Raw genomic sequence first — 17,771 nt, 5'->3', positions numbered from 1 at the left:
GGAGTTCAGGCTAAAGCTGAGTCGTGTTGGCTTTCGGTAAATAGCTTGGGTTGTAGAACTTGTTATCCAGCTGCCAAGGCACGATTTCTTGGTACTCGATAACGGTCTTTTTGCTCGGCTGAATGCTATCAAGCAAAGTCATCTCACTGACGTAGTCTTCGCCGTTGTCAGTTGCACGCCCATATTGCGCTTGCTTGGCGAGTTTGCCAGAGCGCAAGTAGAGATCAGCTTTAATTGGAAACGCATCTTGCTCAGACAACCATAAGTCGATCTTCTGATAACTCGCCCCTTTGGTTTTCGCGGTTAAAGCAAGATGATAAGCCGCGACACTTTCCCCGCTCACCGAAACGGTTTCTGTCGCTTTCCATTCACCTTGATAATCTTGGCTCCACGTCAGGGTTGAGATGTCGCCGATAGACGCTTCACCAAGCAGCTTCTGCATTGGCGTAATGCGTATCGGACGGCGGCTCTTAGGCATTTGCAGCCAGTAGTTGTCGCCCATCATCAGCATCTTTTGCCCAGCTTCGACTGCTGATTTGAACACCACCAGCGATTCACGATTTGGACGCGTGTACACGTGGTAAAGGCGGGTTTTATCTAACTCTTGGTCTTGATATAAGCGCACCAGTGACACCACTTTGGAGGAATCATCTTGCAAGCGGTAGCTGTCCGCTTTTTCAATCAATTGCGCAACTTGCTGTGCATCTAGTACTGTTTCATTCGCACTGACATTCATGCTTGCAACGCCAGTTACCGTCAGCAATGCAATTGGTAATAGTGATTTGAAATTAAACATAAATCAGTGCCTCCGTAATTGGCTTGTTCACCCCTTTGCGTGCCGAGAAAAACGCCGCAACCAAACAAATCATCAATACCGCGAATCCTGCGACAGCCACCAGCTCCCAAGAGAAGTAAATCGTCAATGGGTAACCTTCTGTGCGTCCTGGCGGTGGCGGCATTTGCACATCCACGACCATCAGTAAGACGGTGACTAACGCAGTAAACAAAGCGCCGATTAAGCTGCCAATCACGGCAAGTAACCCTGCTTCGCGCAAGAACCCAGCAATGATTTCGCGAGGGTAGCTACCAAGCGCTGACAAGGTGCCAATTTCACGGGTACGCTCGGTGACCGACATGGTCATGGTGTTGAACAGGGCGACAAAGACTACCAACGCCATTACTGCGCCCATGATGCCGAAGATGCGGTCGTACAAATCTTTCACTTTGAGATAGAAGAACGCACGTTCTTGCCAAGGCGTAATCTCAATATCTTGATCACCAAAGTTCTGCTTTTGCTTACTCAGAACCGCAGCCACTTGTTGCTCGACTTGGCTCGTTAAACTGGTATCGAACAAGAAGACTGATAAGGCACTGACTTTGTCTGAGCCCAACAACGATTGCGCGCTGTTGATGTGCACGTACAACTGGCGTTTATCAAGCTCAGGTACGCCGGTTGAGTAGATGCCACGTACTTTGAAGTCATACGCATTCAATGCGCCATCGGTAGTGGTCGCCAGCAAGGTAATCCAATCGCCAACGTGCACGCTTAGGTTGTTCGCCAAATCAACGCCGAGCATCACTTCTGGCTCTGCTGGGTCATAACGCGATGCATGAATGTTCGAAAGTGTTTGCCCTTCACGCACGTCCAAAAACGGTCCTTTCATATCGAATTCGCGTTCGTTAACACCAATGCCGATAAAGATCGATGACTTGTTGCCGTTGGAAATCAAACCGCTGAATTCAACTCGTGGCTGCACACCTCGCACTTCATTCAACCCAATCAATTGCTTGGTGATGTCGTCGGCGTGAGTTAACCCGTTACTCAGCGGCATCTCTTCTTCTTTAGCGAAGTAACCTGGCGTGGTTAACGTCAGATGCCCCGTGTCACGCGCTGTCGATTCTTTCAAACTGTCATAGGTGTACAGACCAAAACCGCCCGCACTGGTTAACGCAAACACGGCAATAGCGATGATCAGCATCGACAACAAACTGCGACGGCGATTGCGTTGCAGGTTCAACCAAGCAAGACGAACCGAAACAGGAATTAGCTTGCCCATGAAACCTCCTCCACACTTGCGTGCGTTTGGGTAATTTTGCCATCCACCAATTCAATGGTGCGGTCACAACGGGATGCCATGCGAGGGTCGTGAGTGGCGACGATAAAAGTGGTGCCTAGCTCGTGTCCGAGCCCTTTCATAATGTCGATGACCTTGTTGGCAGTTTGGCTATCAAGACTTGCGGTTGGCTCATCAGCAATCACCAATGCTGGTTTGTGCACTAAGGCGCGCGCAATTGCCACGCGTTGTTGCTGACCGCCTGATAGGTTATCGGGCATGTGATGAATAAACTCGCCCAAGCCAACGTGTTCTAGCATTTGTGTGGCGAGCTCGGTTTGTTCAGCTTTTGAAAAGCCGTTGAGGTGTAACGGATACGCCACGTTCTCTAGCGCCGTCATCACGGGGACAAGGTTGAATTTTTGGAACACAAAGCCAAGCTTTTCGCGGCGCATTTTCGCCGCCTGCATTTGCCCGGTTGGGTATGGGCTACCGGCAAATGTCACCTGACCTTGGTATTGAGTATCCAGCATGCCAAGCACGTTAAGTAAGGTGCTTTTGCCTGAGCCAGACGGTCCGCATAATGCCACCATTTCGCCCGCAAATACTTCACCAGACACGTCTCGCAATGCATGCACGGTTTGGCTGCCAAGGGCGTAATCGCGACTAAGTTGATTAAAAACGATCATAACGCTCCCCCTAATACTTGGCTAGCAGCGCTTTCGCGGTTTGCGTTTCTAAATTGCTGTCACCCAACTGCTCCATTTGCACTAACCATGTTTTGGCTTGTTGAACATCTTCAGCTCGCAGTGCCGCTTCAATGGCATAACGGTAAATCCAAGATGTAGCGGCGAAAGGTTGTTGGCTAAAACTCGGTTCATCGAGCAGAGAAAGGTACAGCTCGTAGCCACGCTCAAAGTGATTGAACATGTCAGGCAGAGAGGTAAACGTAGTAGCTGCCATGGCGGTAGCTAGCTGGTATTCCGGCAAGCCTTGTAAGCGTTGTTGCTCTTGCAGTGGTACTGGCTGATTCGCCATTAAATCCAAGCCTTTTTGGATTGTGGCAAGACCGCGCTCGGTGAACTTCATCTTGTTCCAAGGCATAAACGCCTCACGACCTTGCAACGTCTCCGCACTGCCCAAGTAAACCAAGGTCACCGGCGTTACGCCCTGCTCTTCGAGTTGTTTGGATAGTTCGCCATAAACAGTATCAACTAAGCCAGAGTCACCCTGTGCTGCTTGGTTGAATTGACTGAGTGTGCGCTCGCTTGGGTTAGCCAGAGCCAGATTGCTGCTAAGTGCAAATGCGGCGATAAACGTACTTGCCAGTTTAAGAGCTTTGATTGAGCGAGATTGAGAAACCATCATGTACTGTCCTTAGTTGAACGTGATTTGATGGTTTCAGATTAAGGGAGAAGATCGCACGCTGCTTTTGCATGCGACCAATGGCAGTTATGCAGAGTGAATGGTATTGAGAGAGGATGAATGACATTCACTTAAACAGAAAATACAATTCCGCTCATTCGTAACTCTACATTTTTACGGCAGTCACAATAAAAACACTGGCTTAAAATCTGAGGCTAGTGTATTTATCCATCCCACAGCTACCCATAACAGACAGTGTCGCACTCTCCTTTCTTACACACCTTTGCATGGTGTCTGTTGTTTCGAAATCGAGATTCTTAGCATCGGAATAGTTTGAACTCTTCGAGTTTTAGTTGTTTTCGCACTCAAAATAGGTGCGTTATTAGGTCGTTGAAAATGAATAAGCGTTATTTCCCAAGAGTTGATTTGCCACTGCTAATGGCGATCATTCCGATCATGCTGTTAAGTTCGCTCACTCTCTGGAGTGCCAGTAGCTTTAATGAGGCGATGCTCTTCAAACATTTGGCGCGCTGCGGACTGACATTAGTTTGTATCTTGGTCATGTCCTCGATTCCAGCGTCCAGCTATCAGCGCTCAGCTCCATATCTCTACATTATTGCGGTTGCTCTGCTACTTGCTGTCGCTTTATTTGGTGATAGCACCAATGGCTCTCAACGTTGGCTCGATATCGGCTTCTTCCGCTTTCAACCGTCTGAGCTAATCAAACTTTCCATTCCAATCATGATCGCCTGGATGCTGCATATTGAAGGAGGTCGACCAGACAGTCGGAAAATTGCGTTTTGCTTACTTATTACAATGATTCCTGCCGGGTTAATCGCGCTACAACCGGATTTAGACGGTGCAGTTTTTACCGTCATTTATGCATTGTTCGTTTTGTTTTTGGCTGGCATGAGCTGGAAAATAATATGCGGGTTTATTGCGAGCATTTTAACGTTAGCACCTATTTTATGGTTCTTCGTTATGGAAACCTATCAAAAGAGCCGTGTAACACAGTTCTTGCACCCTGAGTCCGATCCACTGGGTTCGGGCTACCAAATCATCCAATCTTTGATTGCGATTGGCTCAGGCGGTATGAAAGGCAAAGGTTGGATGAATGCAACGCAGGGAACACTTGGCTTTATTCCAGAAAGTCATACGGACTTTATTTTTTCGACCTATGCGGAAGAATGGGGCTTTGTTGGCAGTTTAGTCTTACTCGCATTGTACTTGTTTATTACTGCACGCGTTATGTTGCTTGCATGTCAGTCTGACCACTTTTTTAGTCGGCTGGTAAGTGGCGCATTAGCGATGAGCTTTTTTCTGTATGCTTTTATCAATACGGGCATGGTGAGTGGCTTGTTGCCAGTAATGGGTAGCCCACTTCCCTTCTTTAGCTATGGCGGCACGGCGATGCTAACTCAAGGTATCTGTTTTGGTGTAATCATGTCGCTGTGTTATTCCAAATATCGTAACGCATAGCGTTGCTTGAGAAAAAGCGATCAAAAAAGGCTTCCCTAAGGAAGCCTTTTTACAACGATATGAGCGAATTAATTACAGCTCTGCGTTGTGGTAAACCTGCTGAACATCATCACAGTCATCTAGAAGATCTAGGAATTTCTGGAATTTCTCAGCATCTTCACCCGATACAGGCGTATGAGTTTGCGGAACGAATGTGATTTCTTCAACATCGATCGTTAGGTCTGGGAATGCACCGTTAAGCGCAGTTTTTGTTTTGAAGAATTCTGTGTGAGGTGCGAATACAGTGATAACACCGTCTTCTAGCTCAACGTCAGTAACGTCTACGTCTTCCATCATTAGCGTTTCTAGGATGATTTCATCATCGTCGCCTTTGAACTGGAATACCGCTTGGTGATCGAACATGTGAGAAACCGAGCCCTCAACACCAATTTTCGCACCGACTTTCACAAAGCATTGGCGTACATCTTGGAAAGTACGGTTGCCGTTGTCTGTTAGACAGTCAACGATAACGCTAATACCGCCAGGGCCGAAGCCTTCGTAACGTGCTGGAGTGTAGTCTTCACCACCGCCACCGTTCGCTTTGTCGATCGCTTTATCGATAACGTGCGCAGGAACTTGGTCTTTTTTCGCTTTTGCGATCAGGTGTTTCAAAGACAAGTTCATGTCTGGATCACCACCACCGTTTTTCGCGCACATGTAAATTTCTTTACCGTATTTGGAATAAACTTTAATTTTCGCGCCTGCAGTTTTCGCCATAGAGGCTTTGCGCACTTCAAAACTTCTTCCCATCGGGATGTCTCTCTAAATTCAAATTTAATGCGAAGGATTTTAGCAAAAAGCGAAACCTTTTCAATTTCGCTTAGCAAAGGAATAGGGAGGTTACCTCATTCGTCGCATTGGATTGAACCATTGCCACGGTTCGCGTTAAGCGACACCCATTACTCGTTTGTACTTTTCGACCGATTGCTGGAAAAACGCCTTTTCATCAGCATCGTTAATCTTGGACAACTGTTCTTCTATTGCTTCAGGACCAGATTTGGCCTCTCTGAGCTTCCAAACCAAAAACGACGCCTGCTTATCCAGTTCGATTTTGTTTTTTTCGTCAGGCGGCAATAGGGATAGATTAAACGACATTCACAGCCTCAAGGTACTTTAAATACTAGCCGGGCACTATATCACACAGAGTTACAATTACAGAATAGAAACGCACTTAACTTGATCGATTTCAAGTTAACTATTTAGGCACAGCGCTGATTTTCAGTGCTTTTGGTAAATGCTGTTCGAATATTTGTTGTAATCGAGTCTTGGTAACGGGTTTAGCCACGAACTCGTTCATCCCAACATCGAAGCAATGTTGCTGATCCTCTTTAATGACATTGGCACTTAGCGCAATAATTGGAACGTGTTTCCCCCACTCTCCCATTTTTCGAATTCGCTCCGTAGCAATAAACCCATCCATCACAGGCATTTGGCAGTCCATAAAAATCAAATCGAAAGGCTGCTGATCACACAGCTGCAATGCTTCTTCGCCATGGTTGGCGACACTCACTCGCACACCCAGTTTTTCTAACATGATGCGAACTACCTTCTGATTGACGATGGTATCTTCAACAACCAATACCCAAGGTTTATCGTTATCTTGAGGGCTGACTTCGTTGTCTTCCGCTTTCCGGAAATCTAATACATTAAGTTGGTCGGTATAGGTCGATTGCGCATTTATTACAGCAACAGGAATCGAAAATTCAAAACAGCTTCCCAGCCCAAGCTCACTTGTTAGTTGTATTTCCCCTCCCATCAAGTTAACCAACTGTGCAGCTATCGCCAAACCAAGCCCTGTCCCACCATACTTTCTGGTGGTACTACCATCAGCTTGTTGGAAGCGTTCGAAGATTGCTTGTTGGTGCTCTTTCGCAATACCAATACCAGAATCCACAACTCGAAACCGGATATGAGCGGTCTCTCCATCAAGTCGAGATAACGCTACAAGAAGCTTCACATGGCCGCGCTCGGTAAATTTAATCGCGTTGCTCAACAAATTGTTCAGAACTTGTTTCAATCGTGTGGCATCACCTTGCACTTCCATTGGCAAGTGGGGATCAATATCGCTGAGCAGCTGTAAGTTTTTCTGCTTGGCTTTGACACTATGTAAACTGATGACATCGTCAAGTAGCTCGCGAAGCTCATAGCTCGTGTATTCCAGCTCTACTTTGCCAGCTTCAACTTTAGAGAAGTCCAAAATGTCGTCGATGATCGTCATTAGTGAGTGAGAAGAACTGTCAATGATCTCTACAAACTCTTTTTGCTGGGGATCGAGGTCGGTGTCATTGAGCAACGACGACACACCAATAATGCCATTCATCGGTGTGCGGATCTCATGACTCATAGTGGCAAGAAACTCACTTTTCTTACGATTAGCGACTTCTGCCCTATCGCGTTCAGCCTCTAACTCAGTCTGGTGCTCTTTCACTTTCTCAACACTTCGGTTGTATTTCTCTGCCAAAACACTCACTTCATCAAAGCACCATCGTTTAGGGAGAGTCACTTTACTCGGCACTGTACCGCCACGAAAATCGCTCACCGCACCAGACAGCAATTGTAACGGATTGACCAACAAGCGAAACGCCACCCAAAGAACACCAATGATGAGGACAAGAATTTTGATCGCTTCTGTCGTAAGTAGAAAAAAGAACTGCTGCCAAAGATCTTCATATATCGCGCTAAGATCCGATTGAACCGTTAATATCGCGAGATCATACGTTTTATCGCCGACCCGATACTGCATCGGCCAGCTTCTCTCGACAACATCCTCAGAAAGCGCCGAACCTAATTCAATGATAACTTCGTCTTCACTAGCAATACGTAAGTAGTCCACCGAGGGCATACGCATTGCACCTTGAGCTTGTGTCAGCAACAGCTCCCTATCCTCTACCCACAAACTCGCAGAAAAACTCGATAAATAGCTAGACTCAACCTGCTTTAATTCAACATCTAAATGGGCTAAATCTTCGTGAAAAACTCGATATAAGCTCACTGTAGAAATGATGACCGTAAAGATTAAACTCAACGTTAATACCGCCAACATAAGTTGGTTGCCGATACTAAAACGACGTTGAGATCGCTCTTTTTCATCCATATGAAACCGCTCCGATAAACTTGCGCTACTCTAAATATAGCTACGCACAAATAATAATCGAGGATACGATGAAAAGACTTCTACTTAGATTGGCTGTTAGCTTAATTGTTGTAAGTTCTCATGTGACCGCAAATCAAGTGAACTATTACGTCATTGCTGAACAAGCTCGACCATTTCAAATTGAACAACAGGGACAAATGCACTCCGGAATTGTGACCGATATCGTCAGCGCTATCTTCGCGGAGTCGGATTACCAAGTGAATTATCATACTTATCCATTTAAACGTATGATTTCCATATTGGAAGAAGGCGCTGAGCCAAACTGGTTAACTTATGGCAGCCCGAACTGGGGCAAGGTGCAATCGGAAAATTTATCTGAGGAGCCCATTTACACTGTAAAACATGTACTGGTGTCGAGTAGCGAGAAGCCTTTAGAATTCAAAAATATGGATACGATGCATGGTCGTTCTATTGTATTACTGCTGGGGTTTGATTATCCAAATTTAACACCGTTCTTTGAAAATGGCAGTGTCAATGAAATGCGCGTGAAAGACTACAACGCCGCATACCGAGTGATAAGCCGAACCCCTGGAGATACAGCTTTTGTCGAGATGGAATCCCGAGTCCTTTACAACTTAAAGCGACTCAATTTGCCGTTAGAGAATTTTCAGATACAGCCTTTCAGCTCGGTTATTCCTGACTACTCAATCTACCTGGCTTTTTCACCTCAAATGCAACCAGAAACTCAAAATTACATCAATACACGACTCGTTGAATTAAAAGCCTCAGGGGAAATTGATGAAATCATTCAAAAGTATCAATGAATCAACTCATTAACAAAAACGCCAACGATGATACGTTGGCGTTTTTGTTTCTGTAAAATCTGTAGCACTTACTTAGTGTGGTTAACAAACTTAGGATCAAACATGTGCCCCAATTTACTCGCCTTGGTTTGCAGGTAATGTTGATTACTTGGGTTATTCCCTTCTTGTAATGGCACTCGTTCAATGACGTTAATATCAACCGCTTTTAAGGCGGCGAGCTTGCGTGGGTTATTCGTCATTAGACGCACAGCGTCAATCCCCAAATGCTCTAGCATTCCTTTACAGAACGCGTAATCACGCATATCAGCGGCAAAACCTAAACGTTCATTTGCTTCCACGGTATCTGCGCCATCATCTTGTAAGTGATAGGCACGAATTTTATTAATCAAGCCGATTCCACGTCCTTCTTGACGTAAATAAAGCAGCACGCCACATCCCTCTTTGACGATGTTTTGTAGCGCTCTATTAAGCTGAAAACCACAGTCACAACGCGTGCTAAATAGAGCATCTCCGGTAAGACACTCCGAATGCAACCGAATAAGTGGTGCTGCACTTTTTGTTGGCTCGCCATAGACCAGAGCAAGATGCTCTTTATTTGTCGCGGCTTCAATAAAGCCGTACATCATAAATGTGCCCCACTGGGTGGGCAATTTGGCTTTATCGATAAACTTCACGAGATTGTAAGGCTCAACATGTCTCAGCTCTGCCCGCACATTCATCAGAATCTCTCCTAGATGATTTTCTCCTTTACCATCTCCCCCGTCTCCCCAAAAGGCATCTTTATGAGAATGCTCTGTTAGGCAAGCGTTACCCGTTCTCATTAATTGCTGCGCTAATGGTGGATTTTGTAGAAACTTTTCCCTAACGATGAAAGCCATAACAGCCAACTTTATATCGTCCCAATCGCTTCTGACAAAGTGTTCGTATTTACGGCTTAAAGCAAACGCTTCATCAGGGGTGCTTGCGTGCTGAATTTTACTTTGCAACTGAGCATCGAGAAACTTTTGGGCTTGGTAATAATGTTCGCTGGTGGGCCAAGTTTGGGAGGAGATATTGACTGGGGCATGGCAAAAATTTGAGAGAAAACCGTGGGGCTCATCGGGCTCATAAAAAAGGATTTGATCAACCATACTTGCGCTCCTTGCTTTGTGGTTGCGATAATCAACAAAAAGCATATCGCTACTGATATATCTAGTAACACAAGGTCAGATTGTCAAACTTCTTCGGGACGGGACGTGAGTGTGAAACTCGTGCTTTTGAGGCGCAAGACAGATAAATGGAGGTTTTGAATAAGAGAGTAATAGAGTGAAAAAATAAAAAGGGCAGTCCGTCGACTACCCTATGGGTTGCTAAACCAACCTGAGGCGATCAGTGTATCAAGCCAAGCTCCCTTGCTTCTTCAATGGTCAACCCACTTTCACGGATCTCACGTAACGCTTCAATGCGTCTTCTGGCTTCTGCTGATTTCACTGTTTTCTCTGGCTTCACAACGGTTTCCTCATCAGGTAATTCCCATTTGTGAGCGATGTTGGTCATCTCGTCATGGTCGATAGAATTAATGGACATATTTCCTCCGAACACACCATGTTTTCGATGCGTAATCTATAGCAAAACCGGAACAAGGTGGTAAGAAAAACTGTAGGGAAATGTGACCCCTCCCGCCCTTTCGTTAACTCCTTAATAGATTCATCATTTAAGTTTTGCCAAGGGACAAATTTACGATTAAATTTGAGTAATTCCCCCTACGAAAAGTGTGCTGATCTAGCTCTCAATTCTGCTCTTCTTTAGTTTTATCAACGACGCATTACACCACTTCCTGTTTCACCTAACTTTCGAGTCACTTCACTGATTCATAGCTTGATACTTTCTAAAAACCGCCACACCTGATAATGATAATAATTATCTTTTAGATTGATAAGGTGTTTATATGGATGGTATTAACTTAAGTCATGCATACCACAATGACCCGGTCATCCAGATCCGAGATTTGTGCGTCGATTACATCACTGATAATGGTGATTTTAATGCGGTAAAGTCCGTCAGCTTTGATATCGGCAAAGGCGAAGTATTTGGTCTTGCCGGTGAATCTGGATGTGGTAAAAGCACAATCGCATTCTCAATAAATCGTCTTCATAAGCCGCCAGCGTTCATTTCTGGCGGTAAAATATGGTTTGATGGCAAAGATATCCTTAGTATCTCAGACTCTGAACTGACCGCTCTAAGGTGGAGTGAAATCGCCATGGTGTTCCAGAGCGCGATGAACTCACTCAACCCTGTCTTAACGATACAAGAGCAATTTGCAGATGTGTTACGACACCATCAAGGCCTCACTAACGCTCAAGCAAAAGATAGAGCAGAAAAGTTGTTGGACTTGGTCAATATTCCTCGAGAACGCTTAGCAGAATATCCTCATCAATTTTCAGGAGGAATGCGTCAGCGCTTGGTGATAGCCATTGCTTTGTCTCTAAATCCAAAACTGATCATTATGGATGAACCCACAACAGCATTAGATGTAGTGGTACAGAGAGAAATTTTACAGCAAATTTATCAGCTTAGAGATGAGTTCGGTTTTTCAGTCCTCTTTATCACTCATGACCTGGCACTCATGAGCCAACTATGTGATCGAATTGCAATCATGCGTCACGGAGAAATCGTCGAAGTCAATCGAGCATACGATATACGCAATCATCCTCAACACCCCTACACGCAAAAGCTATGGGCTTCTTTCCCAAACATCCATGACGTCCACAAACAACCAGAGTTACAAGGAGCGTAACCATGAGCCAGCCTATCATCCAAATGAAAAATGTGATTAAAGAATTCAAAGTGGGCGGTGGTTTAGCGAAAGAGGAAACCTTTCGTGCGCTTCAAGGAGTGACTTTTGATCTGTACGCAGGAAAAACCTTGGCTTTGGTTGGAGAGTCAGGCTGCGGTAAGAGTACTTGCGCTCGTTTAATAACCAAAGTCTATCCTGCAACGGAAGGCGAGATCCTTTTCAATGGCACTGACATAAATGAGATCACGTCACGATCGGCTCTACAAGAATATCGCAGTAAAGTACAAATGGTGTTTCAAGATCCGTTTGGCTCTCTCAATCCAACTCATACCATTCGCCATCACCTAACACGTCCTTTGAAAATTCATAAACAAGTCAAAAACGAGCGCGACATCCCAGCCCGCTTGGAAGAGCTTCTAAAGCTGGTGGAACTACCTGAAGAGACATTGAATAAGTTCCCTCACGAACTCAGTGGTGGGCAACGTCAGCGAGTAAACTTAGCAAGGGCTTTAGCGGTAGGTTCGCAAATCATTCTTGCGGATGAGCCTACGTCTATGCTGGATGTTTCTATTCGCTTGGGAGTGTTGAATTTAATGCAACGAATGAAGCAAGAACTGGGAATTGGTTTTTTATACATCACACATGATCTGGCGACTGCGCACTACATCGCGGAAGAAACCGCAGTAATGTACAAAGGGCAAATCGTTGAATGGGGCGACACTCATTCAATACTTAAGAATCCGCAGCATCCTTATACTAAGCTGTTGATTTCTGCCGTTCCTGATCCTGACTTACCTTTTGGTAACTTAGTGAAAAATGAGCCAAACTATTCGATAGATGCCGATGAAATTCGTCAACGTAGCAGCATAATTGTCGACGAATTTGATCAAATAGGGCCAAATCACTATGTAAAACAATGGACTGAGGCAGCGTAATGGATTTGAGTACTTGGCAAGATCAAATCGCCATGTGGTACGAACAGCGGAAACATGATCAAGTAGAAAAATTGGAAACGATCTTATATCAGGTGCCTGATGACGTGTTTGGACCCGAATTGAGTGATCTTCAAAGTAAAGCGATTGCTTGCTGGTTGGATGGATGTTTACGCGTGTTTCAACATGCAAGCTACCAAGACCCTCAGAAAGCATATCAAACCTTGCTTTATACGAGTGCAAAGCTTGAACAAGCAGCATGCCAAGTCTCGACTGATATTCTGATCAAAGATTGGTGTTTGAGACGACTTCAGCATCTCACCGTTGTGGCGTTAGAGTTTTGTAATCAGCAGTGTGATCAAAACAAGTGGCAGGAACAAGCCCATAGCTTAATCGAATCACATGTTGCGTTGATGCGTTCATTACATTGGAATGAACCCAAGAAGCATGATCAAGGTTTACCTCATTAGTCCGGAAAAATGATCAAGGCTTAATTAGCGGAATTTTAGGCAAAAAAAAGCGAGTTTCCTGAGGAGAAACTCGCGAAGTCTATTCAGAATGAATGTAACAATATGAGCCAATCTATTAATCATCAGAAAGGACAAAAGGTTGTCTATTCGGGATAAATAGTAGTATTAGGCTTGGCTTCTAATGTCAGTGGTTTGTAAGAGTTAAGTCTGTTTTTTATCATCGAAAGACATTGTTACATTTCAAACCGATACATCACACCTATAGCTTGATACACATCAAGCGACACTTTTAAATCGCCATTTCATCCAAGGCACGAAATACCATTTCATCCATGTGACCATCGAAGATTTGACGACAAACTTTCCGACGCACCGCTAACCCCGCAATCAAGCGCTCGATGGTAAGATGCTTAACATCGTTCTGGGTGTTAAACAGCTCGACGGTTTTACTTAATGTCTCATAAGGAATCGGCTCATCCCCTACCCTTAGCCAATCGAGCTTCTCTATGTAATCTGAGCACTCTTCTTTGATTGAGGCATACGAGTGCCCTGTCATCGCAGACAAAGCCGTTATACTGCGTTCTAGAGCCTCTGGTGAGGTATATTTAGATAGAGTAATGGTGATCTCATCAGCATTGATCTCTACCAAATGTTTTCTTTGCTTCACGCGTCGCCCTAAATTTCCTCTTGGAGACGGTGCTTTGCGTTGAATGGGCTCAAATTCGCCGTCTATGATGCCTGAGAGCTCCTCAAGCTGCTGTCGGGTTACCATCTCATTACGAAGCGGGTTTGGCAGCGTAGGCGCCATGTTGCGCTTACCTGCGTTGGTTGTACGCGCTCGCGAATAACGTAAGACCTCTTCGACATCACATTTGATATCGATCTGGTAGTCCATCACTTTGTCATTTTCGATCATGGTTTCGATCGTTAAGTGATAGCCCCATAAGTTCACCACAAAAAGATCGTCTGTCCCTTTGCCGTCTGACAAGCGTTTCAGCTCACGGATCAGATCCATTGAGAACCGACGCCATTCAATGTTACGTGCAAGCTTCTGATTTAACTCACTCAGTAGCATGCAATCCGTGTGACGACGAACCATGCGACTACGGAAGAAAGAGTACAGTTGAAACACCAACGTATGTTGTTTCAAGATCTCTGGCGGAAACAAGAAGAAATAATCGCGTGTTAACAGCTCTTCATAAAACGAAGGTTCCCAAACTAAAATATATAAGTTTGGCTTGATACGAATTTCACCATCGCTTCCCTCCACAGGTGCCTCTTCAGAGGCCGTGATGGTTCGAGCAAGAAAACGAAAACGATCACTTTTGAAGCCCTCTGGCATGTTTTCACTTAGCCAACGTCCAGTAAGTTCATGGAGCTGAAAATCAGTGAATTCAATGCGATCAATGCTATCGCGAATGGAATCACGAGCTGGGCCACTGTCTTTTTTGCCTCTGAGCGACAAAATATCAGTGATGTATAACGGCGTTTTGTTTGGTACGTGAGCCGCATCAAGCTGATACTGATCTTTGTGATGATCATGATACTGAACCGTTAACGTGAAGAGAGCGAACAGGGTCATGAGATCATCCACAGTCATGATATTTTTGGATGATCGCGTCTCGATAACGGCCTTTGTACCAGAGATCGACACCATGGATTTCTGATAACTTTTTCGAGTTCTTGGTGGCGCAAGTGCTTGGTCAATGATCCCAGCCCAATTTGTTGGAGATACAACAAATTGATCGGCTTCATCTTTCATCGTGGGAGGTGTGTTTAACCCGTGCTCATTCAACAAACGTTTGTTTACTTGAGTCTGAGCCAATGCTTTCGAACGTTTTTGTTTTTCGTTCTGGCGAACTTTGTCTGTAACAAGACTTGTTGCTCCCAACACAGATATAAGCTGATTGGGATTCACAAATTTATGTAGCATCGTTTTACCAGCAAGTCCCTCTTCAAAACGCACTGGTGTTTGAGTAAATAAACCAATATTTACTGCCGCGCGCAAACGTTGTTGCAGAGCTGCACGTGTGAGTTGCCCATCTGTTGCTTCCACAATCTCTGTGGTTGAAACCAAACCATCCTTGCTGCTGAAGCCTCGTAATGAGATCAGATTAAGCAACTCTAAGATGCTTTTGGTCACCCCTTTGAAATGTTGGTACTGCTCTACCCAATCCGCAGAGGATTCATGTACCTCAAAAAGATGGCCATCTTTGTGGCTTCTCGGTGCTTTAATCAGAATTTTTTCATCAGCCGTCATTTTAGATCCAGATCACACTAGCCGTAGTTGTGCTATGGTTCCGAAGAATAAAGAAAAACAGATCATAAATAAAGAAAAACAGATCATAAATAAAGAAAAAAGATTGTTTTTTAAATAACTGATCTTTTTGATTAATCTGATCTTAATTGATTATATGATCTAATGATCTGGCTTGAAATTTTTCGCTAAGCTTTTGTTCTATAAGACTATTATTTCCATGTATTTCGGAACTATGATCATAAGAAGTCTGAAAGTATGATCAACAATAACCTGAAAGCATGATCATATTTCTTCGTAAGCATGATCATTAAGGTTATGAAAAGATGATCAAAAGAGTCTTGAAACGATGATCATGATGTTTTTACAGGTTATCCACAGATGCAGTATTTAATAATGATCTTCACGATGATTATATTGTGCATTGGTGATGTTATTTATACTCGGATCGATGATCAAGAGCCAATATATCTATCGTTCTGGCGTCCATATTGATGAGATATCACTCATCTGATTAAAATACATTCAAGTCGCTCATATTTAGAAGTAAATCCTAGTCTCTGCTTATTTACAGGAAGCATGATCATGAGAGCGTGATTTATCATAGCAACTTGAGCAATTTCATTGTTCCGGCTTCTATACCGTCAATTTCTGCTCAATCCCCCATTCTGTCTGCACTCAACCGTAAATCAGAGAAGAAAACTCATGCTTCCGAGAGATTCTAAGGCTTGATCATATTTCCGATTAATGGATCTTATTTTATTTGCGTGTTTACACCGTACTCTGCTCAATTTTGCCATGATCATGCTTTCGGATTTGTTTATTAACACGGAAGCATGATCATATGTATACCTTGATCATACTTCCATAGATGTTTCGCTGGAACTGCCCTATTTTGTTCGGAGACATGATCAAGGTGTTCAGGTCTTTATTGTTCCGATATTACTTACTATTTTTCGTTTAAATTAGGTTGGTCTAACATAATCCGTAATTTAGCTTAAGATTATAATCGTTCCGGTAGAAAATTGATTTACATTGTAAATGAGTGACGCTGTAACACTTTTTATTTTTAAGTTTAGGTGTCCACTTATGAGAAGATTATTTGATTAAAAATAGTTATCTTTTTGACCATAAATCATAAAAGCGTCGATTTGGGTGTTTTTTTATGTGATGGTAATTCAAAATGTTCGTGCACCTTTTTGTTGTTTTTGGTCTTTACTGCTGTACAATTGCAGTTATAAATCCTTCCAACGGAATTTGGCATGAAAAGAGAAAAAACGATTGAAAACCTTCTTGAGTTAGCGGAGCTGACTCAGCAGGTTCAAGCTGACCGTATTGAAATTGTTTTAGAAGAGCGAAGCGATAACTACTTCCCACCAATGTCGAAAGCGATGATGGAAACCCGTTCTGGTCTAACTCGCCGTAAGCTCGACGACGCGATTGGTAAAATGGAAGCCGCTGGGCATCAATTTACTAAAAACAACGCGAATCATTATTCAATTACGTTAGAAGAAGCACACATGCTCATGGATGCGGCTGAAGTGCCTAAATTTCATGAGCGTAAAAAGAATTCAGGTAACAAACCTTGGATTATTAATGTGCAGAACCAAAAGGGCGGTACAGGTAAATCAATGACCGCGGTTCATTTAGCGGCATGTTTAGCGCTAAATTTGGATAAACGATACCGTATTTGTTTAATCGACTTAGACCCACAAGGCTCGCTACGTTTATTCCTCAACCCGCAAATCAGCATGGCAGAGCATGATAATATCTATTCTGCGGTAGACATTATGTTGGGTAACGTGCCTGATGGTGTGGAAATTGACAGTGAATTTTTACGTAAAAACGTATTGCTGCCAACGCAATATCCGAACTTAAAGTCGATTTCAGCGTTTCCAGAAGACGCGATGTTTAATGCGGAAGCATGGCAAACGCTATCTGAAGACCCATCACTCGATATCGTCCGTCTGCTGAAAGAGCAACTGATTGATAAAATTGCTGATGACTTCGATATCGTTATGATTGATACCGGTCCACACGTTGACCCATTAGTATGGAATGCGATGTATGCATCAAATGCCTTGCTAATTCCTTGTGCGGCTAAGCGTCTGGACTGGGCTTCAACAGTAAACTTCTTCCAGCATTTGCCTACGGTATATGAAATGTTCCCGGAGGACTGGAATGGTCTTGAGTTTGTTCGCTTAATGCCAACCATGTTTGAGGACGACAATAAGAAGCAAGTTTCTGTTTTAACTGAAATGAACTATCTTCTAGGTGACCAAGTTATGATGGCTACTATTCCTCGTAGCCGTGCGTTTGAAACCTGTGCCGATACCTACAGCACAGTATTTGATCTGACAGTAAGCGATTTTGAAGGCGGTAAGAAGACACTAGCTACCGCGCAAGACGCTGTTCATAAAAGCGCACTGGAATTAGAGCGTGTGCTGCACTCTAATTGGCCGTCATTGAATCAGGGGTAAT

The 17,771-nt window shown here is 44.0% G+C and carries 16 protein-coding genes; 6 read left to right on the top strand and 10 right to left on the bottom strand.

Annotation, left to right across the window (positions count from 1 at the left end; translation table 11 throughout):
* Positions 1-10: 10 nt before the first annotated feature.
* From R8N47_RS17000 to R8N47_RS16985, 4 genes are read right to left on the bottom strand one after another with little or no spacing between them, the layout of a single operon-like run.
* The gene (locus R8N47_RS17000; RefSeq protein WP_064354439.1) at positions 11-796 is read right to left on the bottom strand and encodes an outer membrane lipoprotein-sorting protein; all 786 of its coding nucleotides are present in this window, start codon (positions 794-796) and stop codon (positions 11-13) included.
* Positions 789-2,057 (bottom strand): ABC transporter permease, encoded by a 1,269-nt coding sequence (locus R8N47_RS16995; RefSeq protein ID WP_064354438.1) that lies wholly within the window; start codon positions 2,055-2,057, stop codon positions 789-791. The genes R8N47_RS17000 and R8N47_RS16995 overlap by 8 nt, the downstream gene beginning before the upstream one ends.
* Positions 2,045-2,743 carry an ABC transporter ATP-binding protein gene (locus R8N47_RS16990; RefSeq protein ID WP_005428878.1) on the bottom strand — a complete coding sequence of 233 codons (699 nt, stop codon included), beginning with the start codon at positions 2,741-2,743 and terminating at the stop codon, positions 2,045-2,047. The genes R8N47_RS16995 and R8N47_RS16990 overlap by 13 nt, the downstream gene beginning before the upstream one ends.
* A gap of 10 nt (positions 2,744-2,753) precedes the next feature.
* On the bottom strand, positions 2,754-3,422 hold the full coding sequence (locus R8N47_RS16985) for a hypothetical protein (protein WP_213913908.1): 669 nt from the start codon (positions 3,420-3,422) through the stop codon (positions 2,754-2,756).
* Between the two features lie 393 nt (positions 3,423-3,815).
* Between R8N47_RS16985 and rodA the strand changes: the two genes are divergently transcribed.
* On the top strand, positions 3,816-4,898 hold the full coding sequence (gene rodA, locus R8N47_RS16980) for a rod shape-determining protein RodA (RefSeq protein ID WP_017821057.1): 1,083 nt from the start codon (positions 3,816-3,818) through the stop codon (positions 4,896-4,898).
* Positions 4,899-4,970: 72 nt separating this feature from the next.
* Here the strand turns inward: rodA and R8N47_RS16975 are convergent, their stop codons facing one another.
* The 3 genes from R8N47_RS16975 to R8N47_RS16965 form a co-directional block, all read right to left on the bottom strand.
* The gene (locus R8N47_RS16975; protein ID WP_064354437.1) at positions 4,971-5,687 is read right to left on the bottom strand and encodes a YebC/PmpR family DNA-binding transcriptional regulator; all 717 of its coding nucleotides are present in this window, start codon (positions 5,685-5,687) and stop codon (positions 4,971-4,973) included.
* 135 nt (positions 5,688-5,822) lie between these two features.
* On the bottom strand, positions 5,823-6,032 hold the full coding sequence (locus R8N47_RS16970; protein WP_005374484.1) for a DUF3283 family protein: 210 nt from the start codon (positions 6,030-6,032) through the stop codon (positions 5,823-5,825).
* Positions 6,033-6,132: 100 nt separating this feature from the next.
* The gene (locus R8N47_RS16965; protein WP_064354436.1) at positions 6,133-8,031 is read right to left on the bottom strand and encodes a hybrid sensor histidine kinase/response regulator; all 1,899 of its coding nucleotides are present in this window, start codon (positions 8,029-8,031) and stop codon (positions 6,133-6,135) included.
* Between the two features lie 68 nt (positions 8,032-8,099).
* Between R8N47_RS16965 and R8N47_RS16960 the strand changes: the two genes are divergently transcribed.
* Positions 8,100-8,855: a substrate-binding periplasmic protein gene (locus tag R8N47_RS16960; protein ID WP_064354435.1), complete on the top strand. Its 756-nt coding sequence runs from the start codon at positions 8,100-8,102 to the stop codon at positions 8,853-8,855.
* Positions 8,856-8,923: 68 nt separating this feature from the next.
* Here the strand turns inward: R8N47_RS16960 and ribA are convergent, their stop codons facing one another.
* Both ribA and R8N47_RS16950 read right to left on the bottom strand, forming a co-directional pair.
* Entirely contained in the window at positions 8,924-9,985 is a 1,062-nt protein-coding gene (gene ribA / locus R8N47_RS16955) for a GTP cyclohydrolase II (RefSeq protein ID WP_017635221.1), read from the bottom strand.
* A 238-nt stretch (positions 9,986-10,223) separates the two neighbouring features.
* A complete protein-coding gene (locus tag R8N47_RS16950) occupies positions 10,224-10,421 on the bottom strand; it encodes a PA3496 family putative envelope integrity protein (protein WP_005374493.1) in 198 nt (65 codons plus the stop codon).
* A 361-nt stretch (positions 10,422-10,782) separates the two neighbouring features.
* Here R8N47_RS16950 and R8N47_RS16945 point away from each other — a divergent pair, with 361 nt between their 5' ends.
* The 3 genes from R8N47_RS16945 to R8N47_RS16935 are packed head-to-tail and all read left to right on the top strand — an operon-like array spanning position 10,783 to position 13,033.
* Positions 10,783-11,631, top strand: coding sequence for an ABC transporter ATP-binding protein (locus tag R8N47_RS16945; protein ID WP_005374497.1), 849 nt, complete (start codon positions 10,783-10,785; stop codon positions 11,629-11,631).
* Between the two features lie 2 nt (positions 11,632-11,633).
* Positions 11,634-12,566, top strand: a complete 933-nt coding sequence (locus tag R8N47_RS16940) for an ATP-binding cassette domain-containing protein (RefSeq protein WP_017821873.1) — start codon at positions 11,634-11,636, stop codon at positions 12,564-12,566.
* Entirely contained in the window at positions 12,566-13,033 is a 468-nt protein-coding gene (locus R8N47_RS16935; RefSeq protein WP_047102478.1) for a hypothetical protein, read from the top strand. The genes R8N47_RS16940 and R8N47_RS16935 overlap by 1 nt, the downstream gene beginning before the upstream one ends.
* Before the next feature lie 289 nt (positions 13,034-13,322).
* On the opposite strand, the gene R8N47_RS16930 is transcribed toward R8N47_RS16935, so the two are convergent.
* Entirely contained in the window at positions 13,323-15,293 is a 1,971-nt protein-coding gene (locus tag R8N47_RS16930) for a replication initiator protein RctB domain-containing protein (protein WP_005374502.1), read from the bottom strand.
* A gap of 1,259 nt (positions 15,294-16,552) precedes the next feature.
* On the opposite strand from R8N47_RS16930, the gene R8N47_RS16925 reads away from it, so the two are divergent.
* Entirely contained in the window at positions 16,553-17,770 is a 1,218-nt protein-coding gene (locus tag R8N47_RS16925; RefSeq protein WP_042522299.1) for an AAA family ATPase, read from the top strand.
* The last annotated feature ends 1 nt before the right edge of the window (position 17,771 follow it).

Source organism: Vibrio sp. 2132-1 (assembly GCF_033344315.1).
This window is presented reverse-complemented; position numbering and strand designations above follow the sequence as displayed.

Bases quoted from the DNA above. Each gene is read 5' to 3' on its own strand.
- R8N47_RS17000 (WP_064354439.1), bottom strand. From the start codon at position 796: ATGTTTAATTTCAAATCACTATTACCAATTGCATTGCTGACGGTAACT.
- R8N47_RS16925 (WP_042522299.1), top strand. From the start codon at position 16,553: ATGAAAAGAGAAAAAACGATTGAAAACCTTCTTGAGTTAGCGGAGCTG.
- R8N47_RS16985 (WP_213913908.1), bottom strand. From the start codon at position 3,422: ATGATGGTTTCTCAATCTCGCTCAATCAAAGCTCTTAAACTGGCAAGT.
- R8N47_RS16960 (WP_064354435.1), top strand. From the start codon at position 8,100: ATGAAAAGACTTCTACTTAGATTGGCTGTTAGCTTAATTGTTGTAAGT.
- ribA (WP_017635221.1), bottom strand. From the start codon at position 9,985: ATGGTTGATCAAATCCTTTTTTATGAGCCCGATGAGCCCCACGGTTTT.
- R8N47_RS16935 (WP_047102478.1), top strand. From the start codon at position 12,566: ATGGATTTGAGTACTTGGCAAGATCAAATCGCCATGTGGTACGAACAG.
- R8N47_RS16970 (WP_005374484.1), bottom strand. From the start codon at position 6,032: ATGTCGTTTAATCTATCCCTATTGCCGCCTGACGAAAAAAACAAAATC.
- R8N47_RS16950 (WP_005374493.1), bottom strand. From the start codon at position 10,421: ATGTCCATTAATTCTATCGACCATGACGAGATGACCAACATCGCTCAC.
- R8N47_RS16965 (WP_064354436.1), bottom strand. From the start codon at position 8,031: ATGGATGAAAAAGAGCGATCTCAACGTCGTTTTAGTATCGGCAACCAA.
- R8N47_RS16940 (WP_017821873.1), top strand. From the start codon at position 11,634: ATGAGCCAGCCTATCATCCAAATGAAAAATGTGATTAAAGAATTCAAA.
- rodA (WP_017821057.1), top strand. From the start codon at position 3,816: ATGAATAAGCGTTATTTCCCAAGAGTTGATTTGCCACTGCTAATGGCG.
- R8N47_RS16975 (WP_064354437.1), bottom strand. From the start codon at position 5,687: ATGGGAAGAAGTTTTGAAGTGCGCAAAGCCTCTATGGCGAAAACTGCA.
- R8N47_RS16990 (WP_005428878.1), bottom strand. From the start codon at position 2,743: ATGATCGTTTTTAATCAACTTAGTCGCGATTACGCCCTTGGCAGCCAA.
- R8N47_RS16995 (WP_064354438.1), bottom strand. From the start codon at position 2,057: ATGGGCAAGCTAATTCCTGTTTCGGTTCGTCTTGCTTGGTTGAACCTG.
- R8N47_RS16945 (WP_005374497.1), top strand. From the start codon at position 10,783: ATGGATGGTATTAACTTAAGTCATGCATACCACAATGACCCGGTCATC.
- R8N47_RS16930 (WP_005374502.1), bottom strand. From the start codon at position 15,293: ATGACGGCTGATGAAAAAATTCTGATTAAAGCACCGAGAAGCCACAAA.